This is a genomic window from Cellulomonas alba, from assembly GCF_030362835.1.
Taxonomy (GTDB): domain Bacteria; phylum Actinomycetota; class Actinomycetes; order Actinomycetales; family Cellulomonadaceae; genus Cellulomonas; species Cellulomonas alba.
This window is the reverse complement of the sequence record NZ_JAUCGQ010000002.1, coordinates 391098-414678: the sequence shown is the minus strand read 5'-3', so window position 1 is coordinate 414678 and position 23581 is coordinate 391098. Positions and strand designations below refer to the sequence as shown.

Here is a 23581-nt window from a genome sequence, read left to right as displayed (position 1 = left end):
GAACGTCCTTGCAGGCTATCCGTCCGCGGCGAGCCGCCGCAGCGCCTGCTCGGCGACGCCGCGGTCGGTCGTCTGCCAGAAGGGTGGCAGCGATCGGACCAGGAACTCGCCGTACCGCGCGGTCGCGAGCCGCGGGTCCAGCACGGCGACGACGCCGCGGTCAGTGCCGCTACGGATGAGCCGTCCGGCGCCCTGCGCGAGCAGCAGCGCGGCGTGCGTCGCGGACACCGCCATGAACCCGTTGCCCCCCGCGCGCGCGACCGCGTCGGAGCGCGCGGACCGAACCGGGTCGTCCGGCCGCGGGAACGGGATGCGGTCGATGACGACGAGCCGGCACGCGGGGCCCGGCACGTCGACGCCCTGCCAGAGCGAGAGCGTGCCGAACAGGCACGTCCGCTCGTCGGCGGCGAACTGCTGCACGAGGGTCGGCAGCTGGTCGTCGCCCTGCAGGAGCACGGGGACGTCGAGTCGCTCGCGCATCGCGGCGGCCGCGGTGATCGCCGCGCGTCGTGACGAGAACAGGCCGAGGGTCCGGCCGCCCGCCGCCTCGACGAGCGCGGCGATCTCGTCGAGCTGCGCGTCGGTCGCGGGCTCTCGACCGGGCGGCGGCAGCCGTCGCGCGAGGTAGAGGATGCCCTGCTTCCCGTAGTCGAACGGGCTGCCCACGTCGAGGCCCCGCCACGGCAGACGCCCCGATGCGAGCGCGGACCCGTCCGGCTCACGGGCGGACGGCTCCTGGCGGGCGGTCGCGCCGGCACTGCCGGGTGAGCCGGCCTCGCGCTCCGCGGCGGCCGCCTCCCCACCGACGAGGCGCTCGGGACCCACAGGCTCGGCGTCGGCTCGCGCCTCGAGCCCCACGGCCCGCGCGAGCGGGTCGAACGAACCGCCCAGCTCGAGCGTCGCGGACGTGAGCACGGTCGAGCGCCCCGCGAGCAGCTGGCCCCGGATCAGGCCACCGACCGCCAGCGGCGCCGCGTGCAGGCGTGTCAGCGAACCACCGCGGCGGTCCTCTCCACGCGCGCACCAGAGCACCGTGTACCGGTTGTCCTCCGGGTCGGCGGCCATCCGCTCGGCGACCTCGAACAGCGCGAGCAGCGTCGCCTGCGCCATCTTGGTGCCCGCCATGCCGGCGTCGGCCTTCGCGCCGGGCTCGGGCTTGACGACGCTCATCAGGGTGCGCGTCGCGTCGCGCACCGCCGCCACCGCGAGCCTCGCCGGCTCGGGAAGCCCCGCGGGGAAGCGACCCTCGGGCAGCTCGACCAGGACCGCCGCGAGCGCCTGCCCCGCCGCGTCGAGGTCGGTGGTCGGGACGCCGCCGTGGCGCCGCGCGAGGCGCGCGGCGTGCTCGATCGTCGCGAGCGAGAGCTCGGAGGTCGCCTGCGCGGTGACGCGGTCGGTGAGCTCGTGCGCCTCGTCGACGACGAGCACCTGGTGCTCGGGCAGCACGTTGGGCGACCCGGAGGCCGCGATGCCGAGCATCGCGTGGTTCGTCACGACCACGTCCGCCTCGCGCGCCCGCCCACGGGCTCGGTCGGGGAAGCACTCGTCGAGCTTCGGGCAGCGCTGGCCCAGGCACTCGAGCGCCGTCACCGAGACCTGGCGCCAGGCGCGGTCGCTCACCCCCGGCACGAGGTCGTCGCGGTCGCCCGTGGCGGTCTCGTCGGCCCACTCGCGCAGGCGCACGACCTGCGCGCCGAGGCTCTCGCCGCCGTCACGCGGACCGGCATCGGGGCGCGGATGGTCGCCCGCGTCACGCTCCCCCAGGTCGAACAGCGTCCCGGGCTCGTCGTCGGGGTACCCGCCCTCGACCTTGTGCAGGCACAGGTAGTTGTGCCAGCCCTTGAGCAGCGCGATCTCCGGCCGCCGCGGCAGGTGCGGGGCGAGCGCGTCGGCGACGAGCGGCAGGTCGCGCGTCACGACCTGGCGCTGCAGCGCGAGCGTCGCCGTGGACACGACCACGCGCTCGTCGGCGAGCACCGCGTGGCGCGCTGCGGGGACGAGGTAGCCGAGCGACTTGCCGGTGCCCGTGCCGGCCTGGACGAGCAGGTGCGTGCCCGCGTCGAGCGTCTCCGCGACGGCGACCGCCATCGCGTGCTGACCGTCGCGCCGAGCCCCGCCGAGGGCCGCGACCGCGACGTCGAGCAGGTTGTCGACGGAGTCGTCAGGGTCGTCCTCGGCTGGCACCGCGACAGCCTAACGGCGCCGACCGACGCCCCGGCCGCCCGTCCGGGCGACGGAGCGGGACGCGTCAGGCGGGGCGGACGGCGGCGGCCTCGAGCTCGGCCGCGAGCGCCTCGTCGACGCGCGCACGCAGGGCCGTGCCGTCGGGCGTGTGCTCCTGGTGGTCGATGTCGCCGTGCTCGTGCACGCGGCTGACCAGGTCGCCGCGGTGGTACGGGACCACGACGTCGACGATGACCCCGGGCCGCGGCAGCTGGTCGGCGATGACGGCCTTGAGGTGATCGATGCCCTCGCCCGTGTGCGTCGACACGACGACAGAGCCGGCCTCGCGCGAGCGCAGCCGGGCGATCGCCTCGGGCGACGCGAGATCCGCCTTGTTCAGCACGACGATCTCGGGCACGTCCATCGCGCCGGGGATGTCGGCGAACACGTGGCGCACGGCCGCGAGCTGCCCCTCGGGGTCGGGGTGCGAGACGTCGACGACGTGCAGGATGAGGTCGGCGTCCGCGACCTCCTCGAGCGTCGACCGGAAGGCCTCGACGAGCTGGTGCGGCAGCGCACGGACGAAGCCGACCGTGTCGGCGAGCGTGTACACGCGGCCGTCGTGCGTCTCGGCGCGGCGCACGGTCGGGTCGAGGGTCGCGAACAGCGCGTTCTCGACGAGCACGCCCGCGTTCGTCAGCCGGTTGAGCAGCGACGACTTCCCCGCGTTCGTGTACCCGGCGATCGCGACCGACGGGATCGCGTGCTTCTTGCGGGACGCGCGCTTCGTCAGCCGGGCGGGCTCCATCGCCGCGATCTCGCGCCGCAGCTTGGCCATGCGGTTGCGGATGCGACGGCGGTCGAGCTCGATCTTCGTCTCGCCCGGACCACGCGAGCCCATGCCGGCGCCCGCGCCGCCGACCTGGCCACCGGCCTGCCGGGACATCGACTCGCCCCAGCCGCGCAGGCGCGGCAGCAGGTACTCGAGCTGCGCGAGCTCGACCTGCGCCTTGCCCTCTCGCGACTTGGCGTGCTGGGCGAAGATGTCGAGGATGAGCGCGGTCCGGTCGACCACCTTGACGCGCACGATGTCCTCCAGCGCGCGGCGCTGCGAGGGCGCGAGCTCGCCGTCGACGACCACGGTGTCGGCGCCGACCGCCGTGACCACGCCCGCGAGCTCGGCCGCCTTGCCCGAGCCGAGGTAGGTGCCGGGGTCCGGCGTGCGGCGGCGCTGGAGCAGACCGTCGAGCACCTGCGAGCCGGCGGTCTCGGCGAGCGCCGCGAGCTCGCGCAACGAGATCTCGGCCTCCTCGATCGAGCCGCCGCTCCAGAGGCCGACGAGCACGACGCGCTCGAGGCGCAGCTGGCGGTACTCGACCTCGGTGACGTCCTCGAGCTCGGTCGACAGGCCGGCGATGCGACGCAGCGAGCTGCGCTCCTCGAGGTCGAGCTGGTCGCCGTCGTACGTGGAGTGGACCGTGCCGCCCGCCTGGAGCGCGGTGCCGGCCCGGGCCAGGACCCGGGCGACCACGTCGTCGGCCACCTCCTGCGGAGTGCGCGCGGGCAACGCCTGCGTCTCGCGGGTGGTGGGCTGCGGGTCGTTCACACGGGTCCTTCGCTGTCGGGTACCCCACCAGGGTCGCACGCCTGTGCGGCCCGAGCGACGGGTTTCGCTGCGGGCCGAGCGGTAGCCTCGGCCGTCATGACCGGTCAGGACCACTACTTCACCGCGCGACCGGCCTCGGCGGACGAGCGCCGCACGATCCGGGTGCGGCTGGCCGGCCGCGACGTCGACGTCGAGACGGCGGGTGGCGTCTTCTCCCCCGACCACGTGGACGGCGGCACGCGGGTCCTGCTCGACGAGGTGCCGGCGCCGCCGCAGCACGGCGACCTGCTCGACCTCGGCTGCGGGTGGGGGCCGCTGGCGCTGACGATGGCCCTCGAGGCGCCGCAGGCGCGGGTCTGGGCGGTCGACGTCAACGAGCGCGCGCTCGACCTGGTACGCCGCAATGCGGAGCGGCTCGGGCTCACCACGGTGGTGGCGGCCCTGCCCGACGACGTCCCGGACGACGTCCGCTTCGCGGCGCTCTGGTCGAACCCGCCGATCCGTGTCGGCAAGGAGGCGCTGCACGGGCTGCTCGCGCGGTGGCTGCCGCGGCTCGACGACGGCGGCCTCGCTCATCTCGTCGTCGGGCGCAACCTCGGCGCCGACTCGCTGCAGCGCTGGATCGCGAGCGAGCTCGGGCTCGAGGTCGACCGCGTCGCGTCGGCGAGGGGCTTCCGCCTGCTCGAGGCCCGCGCGGCTCGCAGCCGGTCCTGAGGGCGGCCCGTCAGCCGGCGCGCCGCCCCGAGGCCTGGTCGATCGCCGCACGCACGTGCGCAAGCGTCGGCACACCGGTCGCGCGACGCACGACGCGACCCGCGGCGTCGAGCACGAGCACTGTCGGGGTGACGTCGATCGCGAGCCGCTCGCCGAGCGCGAGGTGATCGGCGACGTCGAGGTCGACGTGCGTGACGCCCGGCGCGGTCGCCGCCACCCGCTCGAGCACGTGGCGCGTGCTGCGGCACGGCGCGCAGAACGTCGACGAGAACTGGACGAGCGTCGCGACCTCGGCCAGCGGGATGCCCAGGTCGTCGGGTCCGAGGACCGGCTGGGCGGCAGGATCGGCGTCGGGCCCTGCCATCAGGCGCCGATCGCCGCGAGGTCGACCGAGCCGTCGGCCACGAGCACGGCCGGTCCGGCGAGCTCGACATGGCCGTCGGGCAGCGACGTGACGCGCACCGTGCCGCCCGGAACCTCGACGAACCAGACGTCCGGAGCGCCGGCACCCGCCCAGGTGCGGACCGCGAGCGCCGCCGCGCACGCACCCGTGCCGCACGACCGCGTCTCGCCGACACCGCGCTCGTGCACGCGCATGCGCACGCGGCCGACCGTGCGGCCGTCGGCGTCGGTGGACTCACCGAGCGGGACGACGAGCTCGACGTTGGTGCCGTGCGGCGGGAGGGGGCTGACCTGCGGGGCGCGCGTGAGGTCGACGGCGCGGAGCTCGTCCTCGTCGCGCAGCGCGATCACCGTGTGCGGGTTGCCGAGATCGACGCTCAGCGCAGGACGCGCGACGTCGAGGCCCGCGACCTCGACCTCGGAGTCGAACCCGTCGTCCGCCGCGCGCTGACCGCCCGGCAGGTGCCACCTGCCCATGTCGGCCGCGTACCAGCGCGTGCCGTCCGGCGCGGGGACGCGGCGGAGCCGCACCACGCCTGCGCGCGTGCCGACCGGGAGCTCGCCGGCGCCGTCCCAGAGCCCGAGCTGCTCAAGGAACCGCGCGAAGACGCGCACGCCGTTGCCGCACATCTCGGCGACGGACCCGTCGGCGTTGCGGTAGTCCATGAACCACGCGGCGGCCGGCTCGACGGCGAGCACGTCGGCGCCCTCGGGGAGCGCCGTCGACGGGACGACGCGGATGACGCCGTCGCCGCCGACGCCCGCCCGACGGTCCGCGAGCGCGCGGACGAGCTCGGGCGTCAGGTCGAGCGCGGCGTCGCGGTCGTCGAGCAGGACGAAGTCGTTCTGCGTGCCGTGGCCCTTCGTGACGCGGAGCGTCGCCGTACGGCCAGGGGCTGCGGCGGGCGCGGTCGTCGTCATGAACCCAGACTACGGCGCGGCGCAGGGTCGTCCGTGGCCGTGCCGAGCGTGCCCGAGTCGGCCGCCGCGACGAGCGCGAGCGCACGTTCCACCAGGTCCGGGTCCTGCGCGTCCAGCCAGTGCACGCGCGGGTCGCGGCCGAACCAGCCCATCTGCTTGCGCGCCAGGCGGCGGGTGCCCGCCGCGATCGCGGCCCGCGCCCCCGCCTCGTCGAGCTCCCCGCGCAGCATCGCCACCACCTCGGCGTAGCCGACGGCGCGCGACGCGGTGCGGCCGAGCCCGGCGTCGAGCAGCGTCCGCACCTCCTCGACCAGGCCGCGGTCCCACATCCGGGCGACGCGCGACTCGATCCGGGCGTCGAGCACCGCGCGGTCGCAGTCGAGACCGAGCTGGATCGCGGGCACCTCGTACACGTGCTGCGGGAGGCTCGCCGAGTACGGGCGGCCCGTCAGCCGGATCACCTCGAGCGCGCGCACGGTCCGCCGCGCGTTGCGAGGGCCGATGTTCGCGGCCGCGGTCGGGTCGAGCCGCTCGAGCTCGGCGTGCAGCGCGCGGGCACCCTCGGCCTCGACGCGCGCCTCGAGCTCGGCCCGGACCGTCGCGTCCGTGCCGGGGAACTCGAGGTGGTCCAGCAGGGCCCGCACGTACAGGCCGGAGCCTCCGACCGCCACCGCCCGGTGACCGAGGTCCGCGATGTCTGTGAGGGCGGCACGCGCCTGTGCCTGGTACTCCGCGACCGACGCCTCCTCGTGCGGGTCGAGCACGTCGAGCAGGTGGTGCGGGATGCCGCGCCGCTCCGCGAGCGTCAGCTTGGCCGTGCCGACGTCCATGCCGCGGTAGAGCTGCAGCGCGTCGGCGTTCACCACCTCGCCGCCCAGGTGCTCGGCGAGCGCGAGCGCGAGGTCCGACTTGCCGGTCGCGGTCGGCCCGACGACGGCGACGACGAGCGGCGTCATGCGCACCGCCAGAGCAGCACCGCGTGCTGGGCGCCCGCGAGGACCTCGGCGTGGACGAGCTCCGCGGCGACCGCGGTGGCCGCGGCTGCGCCGACGAGCACCTGCCAGGGTGCCCATCCGGTCACCGCGAGCTCCACGGCGAGCGCGGCGTCGAGGGTGGCGAGCCGCGCGCGCGCCTCCTCGCCGCCCTGCGCGAGACCGGCCAGCAGCTCGGCGTCGTAGCCCGGGGCGCGTGGGTCGTCCGCGAGGGGCGCGTCGGGACCGTGGCGGCCGCTCGCGGAACCCACCACGACGAGCGCGGTCCGGCGCGTGCCTGAGCCGGCGAGCTCGCGACCCAGCGCGTGGAGGCGGTCCGCCCGACCGTCCGCGGAGCCGCGGGCGACCTCGACGAGGCGCGCCCGCGTGCAGCCCGCACCCGCGAGCAGGTGGATCGCCACCGCCGTCGCGGGCGCGGGGACGCCGGTCGACGTCGGTGGCCCGCCGTCGGGCGCGTCAGCGCCCGCGATCAGCACGGGGAGCGGGGCGCGCAGCGCGCGATCGGGCACTCCGACCGGCGCGAACGTGCCGGGAACGTCGCCGACGAGCTCCCGGTCGGTCGGCCCCGGCGCGACCACGACCACGACGTCGGCCTCCCGCGTCGCGGCCTCGACGGCCCGCGCGGCGGCCACCGCGAGCGTGCGAGCCGGGTCGGCGGCACCGGCGACACCGGGCACGAGCAGGGCGGTGTCGGGCACGAGTGCCGCGGCGACGAGCATGGGCCGAACCGTACCCGGCGCCGCTCGTCGGTCCGGTCGCGTCAGGCGCGGGGCCGCCCGGTCAGCCCTGCTCGGCGGACCGGACCCGCGCCGCCTCGACGGCGTCCGGGTAGCGCTCGTCGAGCCGCTCGAAGAACGACAGCGTCAGCGAGACCCCGCAGCCGAGGTGCAGGTCGATCTGCTCGTCGCTCACGCCGTGCTCGTAGTCGACGGCGAGCTCGCCGTACACGCCCAGCTCGCCGGCCTCCACGCGCACGTAGACCTTGGGGAAGATCGTGTCGGTGTTCCACGCGTTGGCGAGCTCCAGCACGGCCGCGAGCTCGGTGGCGGGGACCGACCGGTTCCACCGGCCGCGCACCTGCAGCACCTCCCGCTGCGGCCCGATGCGCAGGAAGTAGAAGACGTGGTCGTCCCAGCGCCCGCCGATGTCGCCGTCGGCATCGATGCCGTACGTGTACCCGCGCGCCTCGAGCGCCCGCGCGATCCGGTCGCGCGTCAGCGGGGCGAGCGACCCCGACGTCGGTGTCGCTGACGCCGACGCGGGCTGCGGATCGGGCTCGGAGCGGCTGAAGAGTCCCATGCGGCGCCGTTCTGGTCGTGGTCGCCGAGGGGCACGGCGACCGGACGAAGTGATCCGAGGACCCTACCCGGCACGGGGCGGCGGTCGTCGGCCGGACGTCCGACGCGGCTCCCCCTCGTGTCGGATGCGCCGGGTAGGGTCGGCGCATGTCGTCGTTCGTCGACCGCTTCCGCCGCCGGCGGCCAGGGGCTGCCGGGCGCGGTGGCGCGGTTCGACGCGGTGCACCGTCCGGCCGCGGGCCGGCACGCACCGAACCCGTCAGCGACGCCGAGCTGCACGACGAGGTCGCGGCCCTCCTGGCGCGCGAGCTCGGCGTCGCAGAGCCGGCGCAGGAGAACCCGACGCCGGTGACGCCCGCGCGGATCGCGGCGTGGATGACGGCGAACGAGTTCAGCTACTTCGTCGACAACGACGGCGACCTCGGCGGCCTGTGGCGGGGGCGCCTGTTCTACTTCTTCCTGTTCGGCGAGAAGTCGGAGATCCTCCAGGTCCGCGGCCAGTGGCACCGCGAGGTCTCCATCGACCGGCTCGAGGAGGTGCTCGACATCTGCAACGAGTGGAACGCCGAGCGCATCTGGCCCAAGGCCTACCTGCGGGTCCGCGACAACGGCCGCGTGCACGTCGTCGCCGAGGTCGCGACCGACCTCGAGCACGGCGCCACGGACGAGCAGCTGAGCCAGACGCTGTTCTGCGGGTTGTCGACCGGCAGCATGTTCTTCGACTCGCTCGACGAGCGGTACCCCGACCCCGCCGGGAGCGCGCCATGAGCAACCGGTCCGGGCTCTGGCTCCTGCGCATGCTCGGCGGCATGCCCAAGCCCACGAAGCGGGCCGACGACGAGCCGCCTCGCATCGTGACGCGGGACCGGGTCGCGGACTACCTGCTCGGGCGCGGCTACCGGTTCGTCATCGACGACGACGGGGACCTGACCGGCACGTGGGACGGCTCGAGGTTCTGGTTCCTGCTCCTCGGCGAGCACCAGGAGATCGTGCAGGTCCGCGGCCGGTGGCACCGCACGATGCCGCTCGAGCAACGCCGCGCCGTCACCCTCGCGCTCAACGACTGGAACCGCGACCGGATCTGGCCGAAGGCGTACGTCCGCGAGGAGGAGGGCCAGCTCGCGCTGTACTCCGAGGTGTCGAGCGACCTCGAGGTCGGCGCGACGGACCAGCAGCTCGCGCAGCTCATCGCGTGCGGGCTCGGGACCGGCGTGCAGATGTTCAGCGCGCTCGACTCCGTGCTGCCGCAGGACGACGCCGGCGACCCGGACGTGCCGGACAACTGACGCCGGTCGCGTCAGCGGGCGGGCACGCCGATCGTCGGCAGCCCGAGGACCACGGGTCCCGCCGGCCCGGCACCGGTGCCGCACGCGTCGCCCGTGCCGTGGCTGTGCTCGTCCTCGCCCGACTGCCGGCGCTCCCATGCGTCGCCCGCGCGCGTCCGGCGCACCGCGAACGGTCCGCCGGTGAGCGCCGAGTCGGCAACCAGGTGGTGCGGCGCGCCGTGCGTGACGGCCACGGTGACGAGGTCGCCCGGGCGCGGCGCGTCGTCGGGGTGACGCCCCTGCGGGAGCGCGAGATGCACGAGCCGGTTGTCCGCGGCACGTCCCGAGATGCGGTGCGTCGCGCCGTCCTTGCGGCCCTCGCCCTCGGCGACGAGCACCTCGATCGTCCGGCCGACCTGCGCGACGTTCTCCTCGGTCGAGATGCGCTCCTGGAGGGCGACGAGTCGCTCGTACCGCTCCTGCACGACCGCCTTGGGCAGCTGGTCCGGCAGGTCGGCCGCGGGGGTGCCCGGGCGCGGTGAGTACTGGAACGTGAACGCCGACGCGAACCGCGACTCCTCGACCACCCGCAGCGTCTCGGCGAAGTCCTCCTCGGTCTCGCCCGGGAAGCCGACGATGATGTCGGTCGTGATGGCAGCGTCCGGCATCGCGGCGCGGACGCGGTCGAGGATCCCGAGGAACCGCTCGGACCGGTAGGACCGCCGCATCGCTCGCAGGACCCGGTCGGAACCCGACTGCAGCGGCATGTGCAGCTGCGGCATGACGGTCGGCGTCTGCGCCATCGCGTCGATGACGTCGTCCGTGAAGGACGCGGGGTGCGGCGACGTGAAGCGCAGCCGCTCCAGGCCCTGGACCGCGCCGGCCGCGCGCAGCAGCTTGGCGAACGCCTGCCGGTCGCCGAACTCGACGCCGTAGCTGTTGACGTTCTGACCGAGCAGCGTCACCTCGATGGCGCCCTGCTGCACGAGCGCGTCGACCTCGGCGAGGATCTCGCCGGGCCGGCGGTCGCGCTCCTTGCCACGCAGGTGCGGGACGATGCAGAACGTGCAGGTGTTGTTGCACCCGACGCTGATCGACACCCAGCCCGCATAGACGGACTCGCGCCGGGTCGGGAGCGTCGACGGGAAGACCTGGAGCGACTCGGCGATCTCCACCTCGGCGCGGGCGTTGTGGCGCGCGCGTTCGAGGAGCACCGGCAGGACGTCGAGGTTGTGCGTGCCGAAGACCACGTCGACCCACGGCGCACGCTCGACGATGCCCGCGCGGTCCTTCTGGGCGAGGCAGCCGCCGACGGCGATCTGCATGCCCGGACGCGCGCGCTTCATGCCGGCGAGCCGGCCGAGGTTGCCGTAGAGCTTGTCGGCCGCGTTCTCGCGCACCGCGCACGTGTTGATGACGATGACGTCGGCGTCCTCCGCGGCCGCGTCGCCCGGCGTCGCGGCGACGTAGCCGGCGTGCTCGAGGAGCCCGGCCATGTGCTCGGAGTCGTGCACGTTCATCTGGCAGCCGAGCGTCTTGACGAGGTACGTGCGCGGACGCTCGGGCAGCGGGGCGTCGACCGCCGGCGTCGTCGTCGGCAGGGCAGGCGCGGACAGGGTCGTGGACATCACCGTCAAGGGTACGTGCGCCGTGGCGGGACTCTCGAACGAGCGCCCGGCCCGGGTCGGCCGCGCGACGTGAGCCGGTGGGCGTGGGCAGTCGGCAACTGGCGCGCGGCGCCTCAGCCGGCCGTGGCGCTGGCCCGGATCTCGCGGACCACCGTGACGGTGATCTCGCCCGGGTACGTGAGGTCGGCCTCGATGTGCCGGGCGATCGCGACGGCGAGCTGCGGGAGCTCGCGGTCCCCCACCTCGGACGGCTCGACGACCACGCGCACCTCGCGGCCGGCCGACATCGCCAGCGCGCGACGCACGCCAGGGTGCTCGGTGACGAGCCGCTCGAGCTTGTCCATGCGCTCGACGTACTGGTCGAGCTCCTCGCGGCGCGCACCGGGTCGCGACGCCGAGATGGCGTCGACGATCTGCACGACCACCGCCTCGACGGTCTCGGGCGCGACCTCGTCGTGGTGCGCCGCGATGCCGTTGACCACGGCCTCGTCCTCGCCGTGGCGACGTGCGAGGTCGGCCCCGACGGCGGCGTGCGTCCCCGGGACCTCGTTGGTGAGCGCCTTGCCGATGTCGTGCAGGAACGCAGCGCGGCGCGCGACCTCGACGTCCACTCCCAGCTCCGCCGCGACGGCCGCGGCCAGCAGCGCGGACTCGACGAGGTGCTCGAGCACGTTCTGGCCGTACGACGTGCGCAGACGCAGCCGGCCGAGCGTCCGGACGAGGGACGGGTGCAGCCCGGTGACGCCCGCGCGCTCGGCGGCCTCGTGGCCGGCGGCGTCCGTCCGCTCGTCGGCGCCCGCGAGCGCCTCCGCGTACGCGGCCTCGATCCGCTGGGGGTGGATCCGGCCGTCCGCCATGAGCGCCTCGAGCGCGACCTGGGCGACCTCGCGGCGCTCGGCGTCGAAGCACGACAGGACGACGGACTCGGGCTGCTCGTCGATCAGCACGTTGACGCCGGTGAGCGCCTCGAAGGCGCGGATGTTGCGCCCCTCCTTGCCGATGATGCGGCCCTTCATCTCGTCCGACGGCAGTGGCAGCACGGTGAGTGCGGACTGCGTGCTCGTCGCGACCGCGGTGCGCTGCACCGCCGTGGCCACGATGCGCCTCGCGCGGTTCTCGGCCGTCCGGCGCGCCTGCGCCTCGGCACGGCGGACGCGCGCAGACGCGTCGTTCTGCGCCTGGTCCACGATGCGGCGGGTGAGCTCCTCGCGCGCCTCGGCGGCCGTCAGCCCCGTCACGGCCTCGAGCTCGGCGACCGCCTGGCGATCCGCCTCCGCGAGGCGCTTCGCCACGTCCTCCTCGGCGCGGGCCACGTCGGCGACGCGTGCGCGCGCCGAGCGCTCGAGCTCGGCGACCTGCGCCTGGTCGGTCGCGACCACGTTCTCCCGCTCGGCGAGGCGGGTCTCGCGGCGCTGGACGTCGACCAGGAGGGCGCGCGCCTCGTCCTTGATCGCCGCGACGTCGCGCTCCGCCTTCGCTCGCTGAGCGTTGGCCTCGCGGCGCGCCACGAGCACCAGGATCAGCGCGACGAGGCATGCGCCCAGAAGGCCGATGACCGTGCCGATCACGCCCTCGTCCATCGCACCTCCCCGGGCGCCGTGCAGGCGCCCGTCGAGGCGCCGTGCCCGCACATTGTCGCTCACGCCACCGGGACCGTTGCGCGCATCGCCGAGCCCGCCACGAACGAGCGCGCGGGGGTTCCGGACATCCGTCTCGAACGGGGCGCTGCGAGCCGGGTCAGCGTCCCCCGCTGACCTCGTCCTCGCCTGCGTCCCAGCCCGTCGCCGCGAAACCGGCGGTGGCGAGCTCCTCGCGGATCAGCCGGGCGACGAGTCCCGGTGGGTAGCCCTTGCGGCCGAGCGCCGCGTAGGTGCGGCGCGCCTGCACCTGGGCGTCGAGCCCGGCCGTCGCCATGAGCTTCCGGCGCACGAGGCGGCGCGCGGTCGCCTCCTCGTCGTCCTCGTCGACCTCGTCGAGCGCCTCAGCCGCAAGGTCGTCGCCGATCCCCTTGCGCCGCAGCTCGACGGCAAGCGCGCGCCGGGACAGCCCGCGCTCCGCGTGCCGCGTCCGGACCAGCATCCGGGCGTACTCCGCGTCGTCGACGAGGCCCACCTCGGTGAACCGGTCGAGCACCGCCGATGCGACCCCCTCAGGGACGTCGCGCCGCGCCATCGCCTCCTCGAGCTGGGCTCGGCTGCGCGGTGCGCCCGTCAGCAGGCGTAGCGCGATCGCTCGTGCGACCTGCTCCTGGTCGGGCTCCGCATCAAGCGCAGCCGCTCCCGTCGGAGGCGGCTCGTCAGCCGGCCGCCTCCGACGGTGCGTCATCGCCATCGTCAGAAGTCGACCGGCGGGGGAACGTCGGCCGGCGCGTCGAGGCGCGCACCGATGCCGAGCTTCTCCTTGATCTTCTTGTCGATCTCTTCGGCGAGGTCGGGGTTGTCGCGCAGGAACTTGCGCGCGTTCTCCTTGCCCTGGCCGAGCTGGTCGCCCTCGTACGTGAACCACGCACCCGACTTGCGGATGAACCCGTGCTCGACGCCGAGGTCGATCAGGCTGCCCTCGCGGGAGATGCCGACGCCGTACAGGATGTCGAACTCGGCCTGCTTGAACGGCGGCGCGAGCTTGTTCTTGACGACCTTGACGCGCGTGCGGTTGCCGACCGCGTCCGTACCCTCCTTGAGGGTCTCGATGCGTCGGATGTCCATGCGGACCGACGCGTAGAACTTGAGCGCCTTGCCACCGGTCGTCGTCTCGGGCGAGCCAAAGAACACGCCGATCTTCTCGCGCAGCTGGTTGATGAAGATCGCGGTGGTGCCCGACTGGTTCAGCGCACCCGTGATCTTGCGGAGCGCCTGCGACATCAGCCGCGCCTGGAGGCCGACGTGGCTGTCGCCCATCTCCCCCTCGATCTCCGCCTTCGGCACGAGCGCCGCGACCGAGTCGATGACGATGATGTCGATCGCGCCGGAGCGAATCAGCATGTCCATGATCTCGAGCGCCTGCTCACCCGTGTCCGGCTGCGAGACCAGGAGCGCGTCCGTGTCGACGCCCAGCTTCTTGGCGTACTCGGGGTCGAGCGCGTGCTCCGCGTCGATGAACGCCGCGATGCCGCCCGCGCGCTGCGCGTTCGCGACCGCGTGGAGCGCGACCGTCGTCTTGCCGGAGGACTCGGGGCCGTAGACCTCGATGATGCGGCCACGCGGGAGCCCGCCGATGCCGAGCGCGACGTCGAGCGCGATCGAGCCGGTGGGGATGACCTCGACGGGGGCGCGCCCCTCGTCGCCGAGGCGCATGATCGAGCCCTTGCCGAACTGGCGGTCGATCTGGCTGAGGGCGGCCTCGAGGGCCTTCTCGCGGTCCTGGGGTGCGGGCATGTTTCCCACCTCGTCGTCTCGTGCAGCGTGCGTCGCTGCGCCTGCGGGGGCTGGTCCTTGATGTCGCGGGTGACGCTATGCCCGACCACCGACATGCCGTCCGGGCCGCCTCTCCCCTGTGGCCGGTACCTGTCCGGCCGGGGCTGTGGGCGGCTCAGCCGTCTCACCCGTGGGCACCACCCTAGACGAACGTGTGTTCGATGTCTGCGACACGCCGTCGTGTCGCAGGAGGCGTCCGCCCTCGATCGGCGAGCCGCCTCACGGCACCGCGTACGCCTCGCCCGGGCGCAGCACGACGGGCCGGCAGCGCGGCGCCAGCCGGCGGACCGCGACCGCGAACGCCGGGCCCGCCTCGTCCATCCAGCCCGGCGGCAGCTGCCCCGAGACCGGCGCGTGCAGCGTGCCCCAGTGCACCGGCACCGCCGTGCGCGCACCGACCGCGGCGCACGCACGCGCCGCCTCGACCGGGTCCATGTGGCCGCCGGACAGCCGCGGCCCCCACCCGCCAACCGGGACGAGCGCGAGGTCGATCGCCCCGCCCGCGAGCGCCGGGAGGTCCGCCATCGCCGGGTACCGCGCGGTGTCGCCGGGGAACCAGACGACGCGCCCGCCGCCGCGCACCAGGAACCCGTGCGCGGCGTTGGGCCGGTGCGGCATGGGCCGGTGGGCGTGCACCGCCGGCAGCAGGCGCACCTCCACCGCCGTCCCAGGCACGCGCCACCAGGACCGCTCGCCGACGGCGACCCCCTCGACACCGTGCGCACGCAGCCACCGCGCGTTCGCCGCGCCGCTGAGCACGGGCGCGTCGTGCACGAGGCCGAGCGAGCCGAGCTCGGCATGGTCGTGGTGCAGGTGCGACAGGAGCACCGCGTGCGGGTCCGCCCAGCCTCGCGCGTCCGGCTGCGTCCCGCGCCGGCGCAGCAGCCCCGCGTGCCGGCGCAGCAGCGGGTCCGTCACGAGGCGCGCGCCCGCCACGTCGAGCACGGCCGTCGCGTGGCCGAGCCACCGGACGACGAGGGCGGGGCCGGCGGCGTCGGCGCGGGGAACCGACGACGGCGCCGCCCGTCCGGGCTCCGCGGCCGTCGGCCCGGGTGCCTCGGCGTCCCCGCTCGTCATGCGCGGAGGCCCGCGTCGACCAGCCAGCGGACCAGCTGCGCGTGCACCGACTCGGCGCCCACGAGCAGCGCCCCGTCCCCGACCGGCGTGCGCAGCTCGTCCGCCACCTCCCACGCGACCGGGTGCAGGAGGAGCGCCGAGTTCTGGTCGCCGCCGATCCCGCCGTGCGAGCCGACCTGCTCCTCGAACGCGTGGACGTGGCCGCGCGGCGACACGGCGGAGACCACCAGCAGGTCGCCGCTGTGCTCGAGCCGCGCCGCCCGGGCCAGGTCGGCGCGCGCCCGGGGCGCGTACCCGGCGAGCGGGTCGTCGCCCTCGGGCTCGGCGTCGTCGTGCTCGAGCAGGACGAGCCCCGACCGGCCGACCGCGACGAGACCGCGCGCGCTGTCCACGACCACGACGCCGACGCCCTGCCGTGCCGCGAGCCCTGCCACGAGCCCGGGCCACCGCACCTGCAGGTCCTCGAACGACAGCCGGCGCGGCTCGTGCGGGAACCACACGAGGCCGAGGTTGCCGGATGCCACCGTGACCACGTCGGGCACGCCGGGCGCGCCCGGGTCGGCGCGGTCACGGTCGGGTCCGACGCCCGCCGACGGCAGCGTGCTCGTCAGCAGCGCGTTCAGCGGGCCCCAGTCCTCGCCGTCACCCGCGTGCACGCCGGAGGCCGCGGGCGCCGCCATGAGGTCGCGCACGACGTCGAGGAGCGACGCTCCCCCGAGCTGCTCGAACGGCGCGCCGAGTGCCTGGCCGTGGTCGGAGACGACGACGATCGCGTAGTCGCGCGGCGCGGCGGCGGCGACGCGCTCGAAGATCCCGAGCACGCGGTCCAGCCCCTCGAGCGCGCGCAGCGACTCGGGCCGCGTCGGGCCCGCGTGGTGCGCGATCTCGTCGTAGTCCACGAGGTCGACGTAGACCGTCGGGTCGCCGCGCATCAGCGCCTCGGCGACGAGCGACGTCGACAGGTCGCGCATCAGCACGTTCGTCACGCCGCGCAGCACGACGTACCAGCCACCGCGGCCGATCCGCGGCTCGACGCCACGCACGCGCTGCGCCCGCGCCTGGAACAGCTCCTTCGCCATCTCGCCGAGCGTCAGGCTCACCGCGCGCGCGAGCACGAACGGGCTCGCGAAGAACCGCAGGAACGACGGCCCCGGCCCCAGACCCGACGGCTCGCCGTCCGGACCCTTCGCGCGCGTCCGGCTCATGACGAGGTACGTCTGCGCCGCGTCGCCCGAGAACATCGTCGACACCGCCGTGCCCCCGCCCGCGAGCAGCCCCTTGCCCGTCGTGAGCCGCCGCTCCACGAGCGCGGCGTCCGCCGGGTGGTTCGTGACGACGAGCCGCGCCAGGTCGCGGTCCCACCACCGGAACGCCGGGATCTGCGTGCTGTCGCCGTGCAGCAGGCCCGCCATGCTCGCGGGCGTCGTCGACGGGATGCGCGCCCACCAGCGCTCGAGGCTGTGCGTGCCGCTCTCGAGCCACCGCTGCACGGTCGGCGCGAGCCCGGCCTCGATGGCCTGCTCGAGCACCGGGTGGGCGACGCCGTCGAGCTGGACGACGAGCATCCCGGGCTCGCGGTGCGCCGGCCGCGGGTCGACGCCGGCGCGCCGGGCCCGCCGGCGGGCGCGCCGCAGCACGTCGGCCACGACGTACTCGCTGTCGTTCGAGCCCCACACCCAGCGGGCGGCGGCCATCACGATCGCCGCGATGACGAGGACGGCCAGCACCGACCACCCCGACCGGACGCCGATGCCCGGCATGACGACGAGCGCGAGCCACACGATCGCGACCTGCGCCGCGAGGCCCGCCACGAACGCGCCCATCGCGCCCGCCCAGCCCGCGAGCAGCCGCAGCGGGGCGCGCAGCAGCCAGTCGCCGACGCCCACGAGGAGCGCCGCACCGATCACGGGCAGCCAGCTGGACGCCGAGACGCCGTCGACGAGCGCGACCGCGACCCCGAGCCCGAGGGCCGTCGTCGCGAGACCCACCGCGGCGTCGATCAGGTCGGCGACCGTCGGGCGCCAGTCACGTGCGGCCATCGTGCTCCTCGTCGGCGGGCGCCGGACGCCCGGCGCGGCGGTCGGGTGTCAGCGGCGCGGCGGCGCCTGCCGGTGCGGGTCCAGGCCCCAGCGGCGGGACTCGGGGATCGCGAGCTCGTCGCACAGCGCGTGCCAGACGGTGCGCGGCTCCTCGCCGTCGTCGAGCGCGGCCTGCGCGGTGCGGTGGCCGAGCGCGCCGACGACGAACGTGCGGACGATCTCGCGCCCCTGCGCCTCGCCGAGCACCTCGTCGACCAGCTGCCAGAACTCTCGGTACCTCACGGGCTCAGCCTGCCATCGGCCGGGCAGTGGTCGGCGGGTCGTCACCCCTGACGGGTGGGTGTCGGTGGGCGCCGCCAGAATGGCGGCGTGGTCCTCGACCGGTTCTCCGACGCGACGCGCGCGTGGTTCGAAGGCGCGTTCGACGCGCCCACCGCCGCGCAGCTCGGCGCGTGGTCGGCCGTCGCGGGCGGGCAGCACGCGCTCGTCGTGGCACCGACGGGGTCCGGCAAGACGCTCGCGGCCTTCCTGTGGGCGCTCGACGGGCTCGTGACGCAGCCCGCGCCCGACGACCCCGCGCAGCGCTGCCGCGTCGTGTACGTGTCGCCGCTCAAGGCGCTCGCCACCGACGTCGAGCGCAACCTGCGCTCGCCGCTGGTCGGCATCCGGCAGGCCGCGCAGCGGCTCGGCGTCGGGCTGCGCGACGTGCAGGTCGGCATCCGCACCGGCGACACGCCGCCCGCCGAGCGGCGCGCGTTCGCGACGCACCCGCCGGACATCCTCATCACGACGCCCGAGTCGCTGTACCTCGTGCTCACGTCGGGTGCCCGCGCGGGCCTCGCGGGCGTGCACACGGTGATCGTCGACGAGATCCACGCGGTGGCGGGCACCAAGCGAGGTGCGCACCTCGCGCTGTCGCTCGAGCGCCTCGACGCGCTGCTCGACCGCCCCGACGGGCCGGGACCGGCGCAGCGCGTCGGGCTGTCTGCCACCGTGCGGCCTGTCGACGCGGTGGCGCACTTCCTCGGCGGCGCGCGCGCCGCAGCCGACGGCGGCCGAGAGATCGTCGTGGTGCAGCCGCCGTCGACCAAGCGCATCGAGGTCGACGTCGTGGTGCCCGTGCCCGACCTCAGCGACCTGCGGTCGGCGCCCACGCCCGGCGGCGCGCCCGCGGAGCCGGACCTCACCGGGGACGCGTACTCGACGCCGCGGTCGCCGTCGGTCTGGCCCCACGTCGAGGAGCGCGTCGTCGACCTCGTCGCGGAGCACCGCTCGACGCTCGTGTTCACGAACTCGCGGCGCGGCGCGGAGCGACTCACGGCGCGCATGAACGAGGTGTGGGCCGAGCGGCAGGGCGAGGACGTCCCCCAGCCGGGCGACCTGCGGCCCGCGGCCGCGCCCGGGCAGTCGGGCACGGCGGTCGGGGTCGACGTGCGCGACGCGGCGACGATCCTCGCGCGCGCCCACCACGGGTCGATGAGCCGCGCGGAGCGCACCCGGACCGAGTCCGAGCTCAAGGCGGGCCGCCTGCCGGCCGTCGTGGCGACCAGCTCCCTCGAGCTCGGCATCGACATGGGCGCGGTCGACCTCGTCGTCCAGGTGGGGGCGCCGCCCTCGGTCGCGAGCGGCCTGCAGCGGATCGGCCGCGCGGGGCACCAGGTCGGCGCGGTGTCGCGCGGTGTCGTCTTCCCGACGTTCCGCGGCGAGCTCGTGGCCGCCGCGGTGACGGCGGAGCGCATGCGTTCCGGCGCGCTCGAGGCTCTGGCCGTGCCGCGCAACCCGCTCGACGTGCTCGCGCAGCAGGTGGTCGCGATGGTCGCGGTCGAGGACTGGCACGTCGACGACCTCGCCGCGGTCGTCCGGCGTTCGGCGCCCTTCGCGACGCTCGGCGACGCGACGCTGCACGCGGTGCTCGACATGCTGGCGGGGCGGTACCCGAGCGAGGAGTTCGCCGAGCTGCGGCCGCGCATCGTCTGGGACCGCGCGCGCGACGTGCTCACCGCCCGGCCGGGCGCGCTGCGGCTGGCCGTGACGAGCGGCGGCACGATCCCGGACCGCGGCCTGTTCGGTGTGTTCCTCGCCTCCGGGAGCGCCACGAGCGAGGTGCCGGTCGATGCCGAGACGACGGGTGGCCGGGTCCGCGGCGGCAAGCGCGTCGGTGAGCTCGACGAGGAGATGGTCTACGAGTCGCGCGTCGGCGACACGTTCACGCTCGGCTCGAGCACGTGGCGGATCGACGACATCACGCCGGACCGGGTGCTCGTGACGCCCGCGCCCGGCGTCCCGGGCCGGCTCCCCTTCTGGAAGGGCGACGCGCCCGGCCGGCCGGCGGAGCTCGGGCGCGCGATGGGCGCCTGGGTCCGCGAGGTCGCGACGCTCGCCCCCGACGCCGCGCGCGCACGCGTCGCCGCGTCGGGGCTCGACGAGTGGGCCACCGACAACCTGCTCGCGTACGTGGGCGCCCAGCGTGACGCGACCGGCACCGTGCCGTCGGACGACGCGATCGTCGTCGAGCGGTTCCGCGACGAGCTCGGCGACTGGCGCGTGGTGGTGCACTCGCCGTACGGCGCGCGCGTGCACGCCCCGTGGGCCGTCGTGCTCGGCGCGCGCCTGCGCGAGCGCTACGGCGTCGACGCGTCCGCGATGCACTCGGACGACGGCATCGTGCTGCGCCTGCCCGACGTGCTCGACGCCGGCCTGCTGCCCGACGGCCCCGACGACCCGTTCCTCGGCGCGGGCGGTCCCGTCGTCGGGGTGGACGACCTCCTGATCGATCCCGAGGACGTGCTGGACGCGGTGCGCGCGGAGCTCGGGTCGTCGGCACTGTTCGGCGCGCGCTTCCGGGAGGCGGCGAGTCGCGCGCTGCTGCTCCCCCGACGGCGTCCCGACCGGCGGCAGCCGCTGTGGCAGCAGCGGCAGCGCTCGGCTCAGCTCCTCACCGTCGCCGCGCAGTACCCCGACTTCCCGATCCTGCTCGAGGCCGTCCGCGAGTGCGTGCAGGACGACTTCGACACCGACGCGCTCGCGGAGCTCATGCGCGACGTGCGCACGGGCCGCGTGCGCGTCGTCGAGGTCACGACGCCGCAGCCGTCGCCGTTCGCGCAGGCCCTGCTCTTCGGCTACACCGCGCAGTTCCTCTACGAGGGCGACGCGCCGCTGGCCGAGCGCCGAGCCGCCGCGCTGACGCTCGACCCGACGCTGCTCGCGGAGCTGCTCGGCCAGGGCGGCGAGTCGCAGCTCGCGGATCTCCTCGACCCCCAGGCCGTGCTCCGCACCGAGGCCGAGCTGGCCGGCACGGCGCCGGACCGCCAGGCGGGGACGCTCGAGCAGCTCGCGGACGCCGTTCGCCGCCACGGTCCGCTGCCGCTCGCCGACCTCGAGGCGCGGGTGCGGCCGGAGGTGCGGGGAGAGACCGCCGCCTGGCTCGCGGAGCTCGCGGCCGCCCGCCGGGTGATCGGCGTGCGTGTCGGCGGCGTCCCGGCGGACCGCGCGGAGCAGTGGGCCGCGATCGAGGACGCCGGGCGCCTGCGGGACGCGCTCGGCGTGGCGCTCCCCGTGGGTGTGCCCGAGGTGTTCACGGAGGTGCTGCCCGACCCGGTCGCCGACCTCGTCCGTCGGCACGCGCGCACGCGCGGGCCGTTCACCGCGGCCGAGGTCGCGGCACGCTTCGGGTGGGGCGTGGCGATCGCGGCCGACGCGCTGAGGCGGCTCGAGTCCGCGGGCGTCGTGGTCCAGGGTCGGCTGCGGCCCGACGTGCTCGGCGGCACCGGCGACGAGTTCTGCGACGCGGAGGTGCTGCGCACGCTGCGCCGGCGCTCCCTCGCGGCTCTGCGGGCCGAGGTGGAGCCGGTCCCGCCCCGGGCGCTGGGGGTCTTCCTGCCGCGTTGGCAGGGCGTCGGCGCACTGCGCGGGGTCGACGGGCTCGCGCGGGCCATCGAGCAGCTCGCGGGTGCGGTCGTGCCGGCCTCCGCGCTCGAGTCGCACGTCCTGCCGGCACGCGTCGTCGACTACACGCCTGCGATGCTCGACGAGCTGACGGCCGCGGGCGAGGTGACGTGGGCGGGCCACGGCTCGCTGCCGGGGCACGACGGGCTCGTGTCGCTGCACCCGACGTCGGTCGCCGACCTCACGCTCGCCGCCGTCGACCCTGACGACGAGCGCGTCGGCACGCCGCTGCACCGCGCGGTGCTCGGCGCGCTCGACGGTGGCGGCGCGTGGTTCGTCGGGCCGCTGACGGACCGCGTGCGCGCGCACCTCTCCGCCGCCGCCCCTGACGACGTGGCCGAGCAGGCGACCACCGCCGACGTGACGCGCGCCGTGTGGGACCTCGTGTGGGCGGGCCGCGTGACGAACGACGGGCTGGCGCCGCTGCGCGCCTGGCTCGGCAGCGGCAGCACCGCGCACCCCACCCGGTCACCGACGCCGCGCGGCAGAGCGCTGCCTCCGCGGCTGGGCGTCCGCGCGGCGATGCGGGCCGCGGGTGCCGCGAGTCGGGCCGCCTCCCTGCCGCCCGAGTCGGGCGGCCGGTGGTCGCTGCTCACGGAGCGCGAGAAGGACCCGACGCTGCGCGCGCACGCCCTCGCGGCGCAGCTCCTCGACCGGCACGGCGTGCTCACGCGGGCCGTCGCCCCCGCCGAGGGCGTCGGCGCGCGGTTCGCGGACGTGTACCGCGTGCTCGCGGCGCTCGAGCAGTCGGGTCAGGTCCGTCGCGGGTACTTCGTCGAGGGCCTCGGTGGCTCGCAGTTCGCGCAGACCGGCGCCGTCGACCGGCTCCGCGCGGACGCTCAGACGCTGGACCGCGACTCCGCCGGGGCGGCGGCTGCCGGGCCGCTCGCCGTCGTGCTGGCCGCGACCGACCCCGCCAACCCGTACGGCGCGGCGCTGCCGTGGCCCGCGGCCGACGCCACCGGGCAGGCGACGGGCCACCGGCCGGGGCGCAAGGCGGGCGCGCTCGTCGTGATCGTCGACGGCGGCCTCGCCCTCTACCTCGAGCGCGGCGGCCGGACGGCCCTGACATTCACCGCCGACCAGGCCGAGCTCGACCTCGCGGCACGCGCGCTCGCCGCGACGGTCCGTGGCCGCGCGCTCGGCCGGCTGACCGTGACGCGCATCGACGGCGAGGAGGTGCTCGCCGACGGCGCCCTGCGCGGTCCGCTCGGCCGTGCCCTGGTCGACGCCGGCTTCACCCCGACGCCGCGCGGCCTGCGGCTGACCGGCCGGGCCTGAGGACGCGATGCCCGAGGGAGACGTCCTGCGGCGGGTGTCCGCGCGCCTCGACCAGGCGCTCGCCGGCCGGACCCTGGTGCGCGCCGAGCTGCGCTGGCCGAGCGCCGCCGGAACGAACCTGGTCGGGCGGACCGTGCTCGCCAACGTGCCGTACGGCAAGCACCTGCTGACGCGGTTCGACGACGGCAGGACGCTGCACACGCACCTGCGCATGGACGGCCGCTGGGAGATCGCCCGCACCGGCTCGTCCGCCGCGGCCGGCCGCTCGCCCCGCACGCGCGCGCTGCTCGGTGCAGCCGACTGGACCGCGCTGGGGCACGACCTCGGGATGCTGGACGTCGTGCCCACGCGCGACGAGGGCTCGCTGCTCGGCCACCTCGGCCCGGACGTGCTCGCGGACGAGCTCGACCTCGACGAGATCCTTCGGCGGTTCGCCGCACGCGGCGCCACGCCCGTCGCCGAGGTGCTCCTCGACCAGACGGTGCTCGCCGGGCTCGGCACGATCTACACCGCGGAGTCCCTGTTCGCGGAGCGCCTGTGGCCGTGGCTCGCCGCGGACGAGGTGCCCGACCCGCGTCGCCTCGTGCTGCGCGCGCGGCACCTGATGCAGCGCGCCGTGGCCGCCGGCGCTGCGCCCGGGCACGTGCACGGCCGGCTGCGGATGCCGTGCCCCCGCTGCGGAACGCCCATCGCCGTCGGGCAGGCGCGTCAGCCGCCGATGCAGAGGCCGATCTTCTCCTGCCCGACGTGCCAGCCGAAGCCCACCGCCCGCGGTGCGCGCTGAGCCGAGCCCGTGCTTCGGGTGGAGCCCGGAGCGCGCCCCGAGCCGTGGCCGCG

18 protein-coding genes and 1 pseudogene are annotated in these 23581 nt (G+C 75.8%); 5 read left to right on the top strand and 14 right to left on the bottom strand.

From position 1 onward, the window contains the following. Positions 1–15 precede the first annotated feature (15 nt). Both QRT04_RS14605 and hflX read right to left on the bottom strand, forming a co-directional pair. Complete coding sequence (locus tag QRT04_RS14605; protein ID WP_289456247.1) at positions 16–2184, bottom strand: ATP-dependent DNA helicase; 2169 nt, start codon at positions 2182–2184, stop codon at positions 16–18. Positions 2185–2248: 64 nt separating this feature from the next. Further along, on the bottom strand, positions 2249–3769 hold the full coding sequence (gene hflX, locus QRT04_RS14600; protein WP_289456246.1) for a GTPase HflX: 1521 nt from the start codon (positions 3767–3769) through the stop codon (positions 2249–2251). A 96-nt stretch (positions 3770–3865) separates the two neighbouring features. Between hflX and QRT04_RS14595 the strand changes: the two genes are divergently transcribed. After that, on the top strand, positions 3866–4483 hold the full coding sequence (locus QRT04_RS14595; protein WP_289456244.1) for a class I SAM-dependent methyltransferase: 618 nt from the start codon (positions 3866–3868) through the stop codon (positions 4481–4483). A gap of 10 nt (positions 4484–4493) precedes the next feature. Here QRT04_RS14595 and QRT04_RS14590 read toward each other — a convergent pair whose 3' ends face one another. The 5 genes from QRT04_RS14590 to QRT04_RS14570 all read right to left on the bottom strand — a co-directional run bounded on the left by QRT04_RS14590 (position 4494) and on the right by QRT04_RS14570 (position 8097). Next, on the bottom strand, positions 4494–4847 hold the full coding sequence (locus QRT04_RS14590) for a thioredoxin family protein (RefSeq protein ID WP_289456243.1): 354 nt from the start codon (positions 4845–4847) through the stop codon (positions 4494–4496). Next, entirely contained in the window at positions 4847–5806 is a 960-nt protein-coding gene (gene dapF, locus QRT04_RS14585; RefSeq protein WP_289456242.1) for a diaminopimelate epimerase, read from the bottom strand. Before dapF ends, QRT04_RS14590 begins: the two co-directional genes overlap by 1 nt. After that, a complete protein-coding gene (gene miaA / locus QRT04_RS14580) occupies positions 5803–6762 on the bottom strand; it encodes a tRNA (adenosine(37)-N6)-dimethylallyltransferase MiaA (RefSeq protein WP_289456241.1) in 960 nt (319 codons plus the stop codon). The genes dapF and miaA overlap by 4 nt, the downstream gene beginning before the upstream one ends. Next, entirely contained in the window at positions 6759–7517 is a 759-nt protein-coding gene (locus tag QRT04_RS14575) for a class III extradiol ring-cleavage dioxygenase family protein (RefSeq protein ID WP_289456240.1), read from the bottom strand. The genes miaA and QRT04_RS14575 overlap by 4 nt, the downstream gene beginning before the upstream one ends. A 61-nt stretch (positions 7518–7578) precedes the next feature. Beyond that, the gene (locus tag QRT04_RS14570) at positions 7579–8097 is read right to left on the bottom strand and encodes a type III secretion system chaperone family protein (RefSeq protein WP_289456239.1); all 519 of its coding nucleotides are present in this window, start codon (positions 8095–8097) and stop codon (positions 7579–7581) included. Positions 8098–8243: 146 nt separating this feature from the next. On the opposite strand from QRT04_RS14570, the gene QRT04_RS14565 reads away from it, so the two are divergent. Next, a complete protein-coding gene (locus QRT04_RS14565; RefSeq protein WP_289456238.1) occupies positions 8244–8864 on the top strand; it encodes a type III secretion system chaperone family protein in 621 nt (206 codons plus the stop codon). Then, entirely contained in the window at positions 8861–9382 is a 522-nt protein-coding gene (locus QRT04_RS14560) for a type III secretion system chaperone family protein (RefSeq protein WP_289456236.1), read from the top strand. The genes QRT04_RS14565 and QRT04_RS14560 overlap by 4 nt, the downstream gene beginning before the upstream one ends. A gap of 11 nt (positions 9383–9393) precedes the next feature. On the opposite strand, the gene miaB is transcribed toward QRT04_RS14560, so the two are convergent. From miaB to QRT04_RS14525, 7 genes and pseudogenes are all read right to left on the bottom strand, one after another. After that, the gene (miaB, locus tag QRT04_RS14555; protein WP_289456234.1) at positions 9394–10989 is read right to left on the bottom strand and encodes a tRNA (N6-isopentenyl adenosine(37)-C2)-methylthiotransferase MiaB; all 1596 of its coding nucleotides are present in this window, start codon (positions 10987–10989) and stop codon (positions 9394–9396) included. A gap of 113 nt (positions 10990–11102) precedes the next feature. After that, positions 11103–12632, bottom strand: coding sequence for a ribonuclease Y (rny, locus tag QRT04_RS14550; RefSeq protein WP_289456233.1), 1530 nt, complete (start codon positions 12630–12632; stop codon positions 11103–11105). A gap of 94 nt (positions 12633–12726) precedes the next feature. Then, a complete protein-coding gene (locus QRT04_RS14545) occupies positions 12727–13314 on the bottom strand; it encodes a regulatory protein RecX (RefSeq protein WP_289456376.1) in 588 nt (195 codons plus the stop codon). 35 nt (positions 13315–13349) lie between these two features. Next, positions 13350–14363 (bottom strand): annotated as a pseudogene (recA, locus tag QRT04_RS14540) (recombinase RecA); the annotation flags it as partial. Between the two features lie 258 nt (positions 14364–14621). Continuing rightward, complete coding sequence (locus QRT04_RS14535) at positions 14622–15479, bottom strand: MBL fold metallo-hydrolase (protein WP_289456232.1); 858 nt, start codon at positions 15477–15479, stop codon at positions 14622–14624. Then, entirely contained in the window at positions 15476–17518 is a 2043-nt protein-coding gene (locus QRT04_RS14530; protein WP_289456230.1) for an alkaline phosphatase family protein, read from the bottom strand. Before QRT04_RS14530 ends, QRT04_RS14535 begins: the two co-directional genes overlap by 4 nt. Before the next feature lie 48 nt (positions 17519–17566). After that, complete coding sequence (locus tag QRT04_RS14525; RefSeq protein ID WP_289456229.1) at positions 17567–17800, bottom strand: DUF3046 domain-containing protein; 234 nt, start codon at positions 17798–17800, stop codon at positions 17567–17569. Positions 17801–17887: 87 nt separating this feature from the next. On the opposite strand from QRT04_RS14525, the gene QRT04_RS14520 reads away from it, so the two are divergent. Together QRT04_RS14520 and QRT04_RS14515 are read left to right on the top strand one after the other, a co-directional pair. Next, a complete protein-coding gene (locus tag QRT04_RS14520; RefSeq protein ID WP_289456227.1) occupies positions 17888–22744 on the top strand; it encodes an ATP-dependent helicase in 4857 nt (1618 codons plus the stop codon). A 7-nt stretch (positions 22745–22751) separates the two neighbouring features. After that, on the top strand, positions 22752–23528 hold the full coding sequence (locus QRT04_RS14515) for a DNA-formamidopyrimidine glycosylase family protein (protein ID WP_289456226.1): 777 nt from the start codon (positions 22752–22754) through the stop codon (positions 23526–23528). Positions 23529–23581 lie beyond the last annotated feature (53 nt).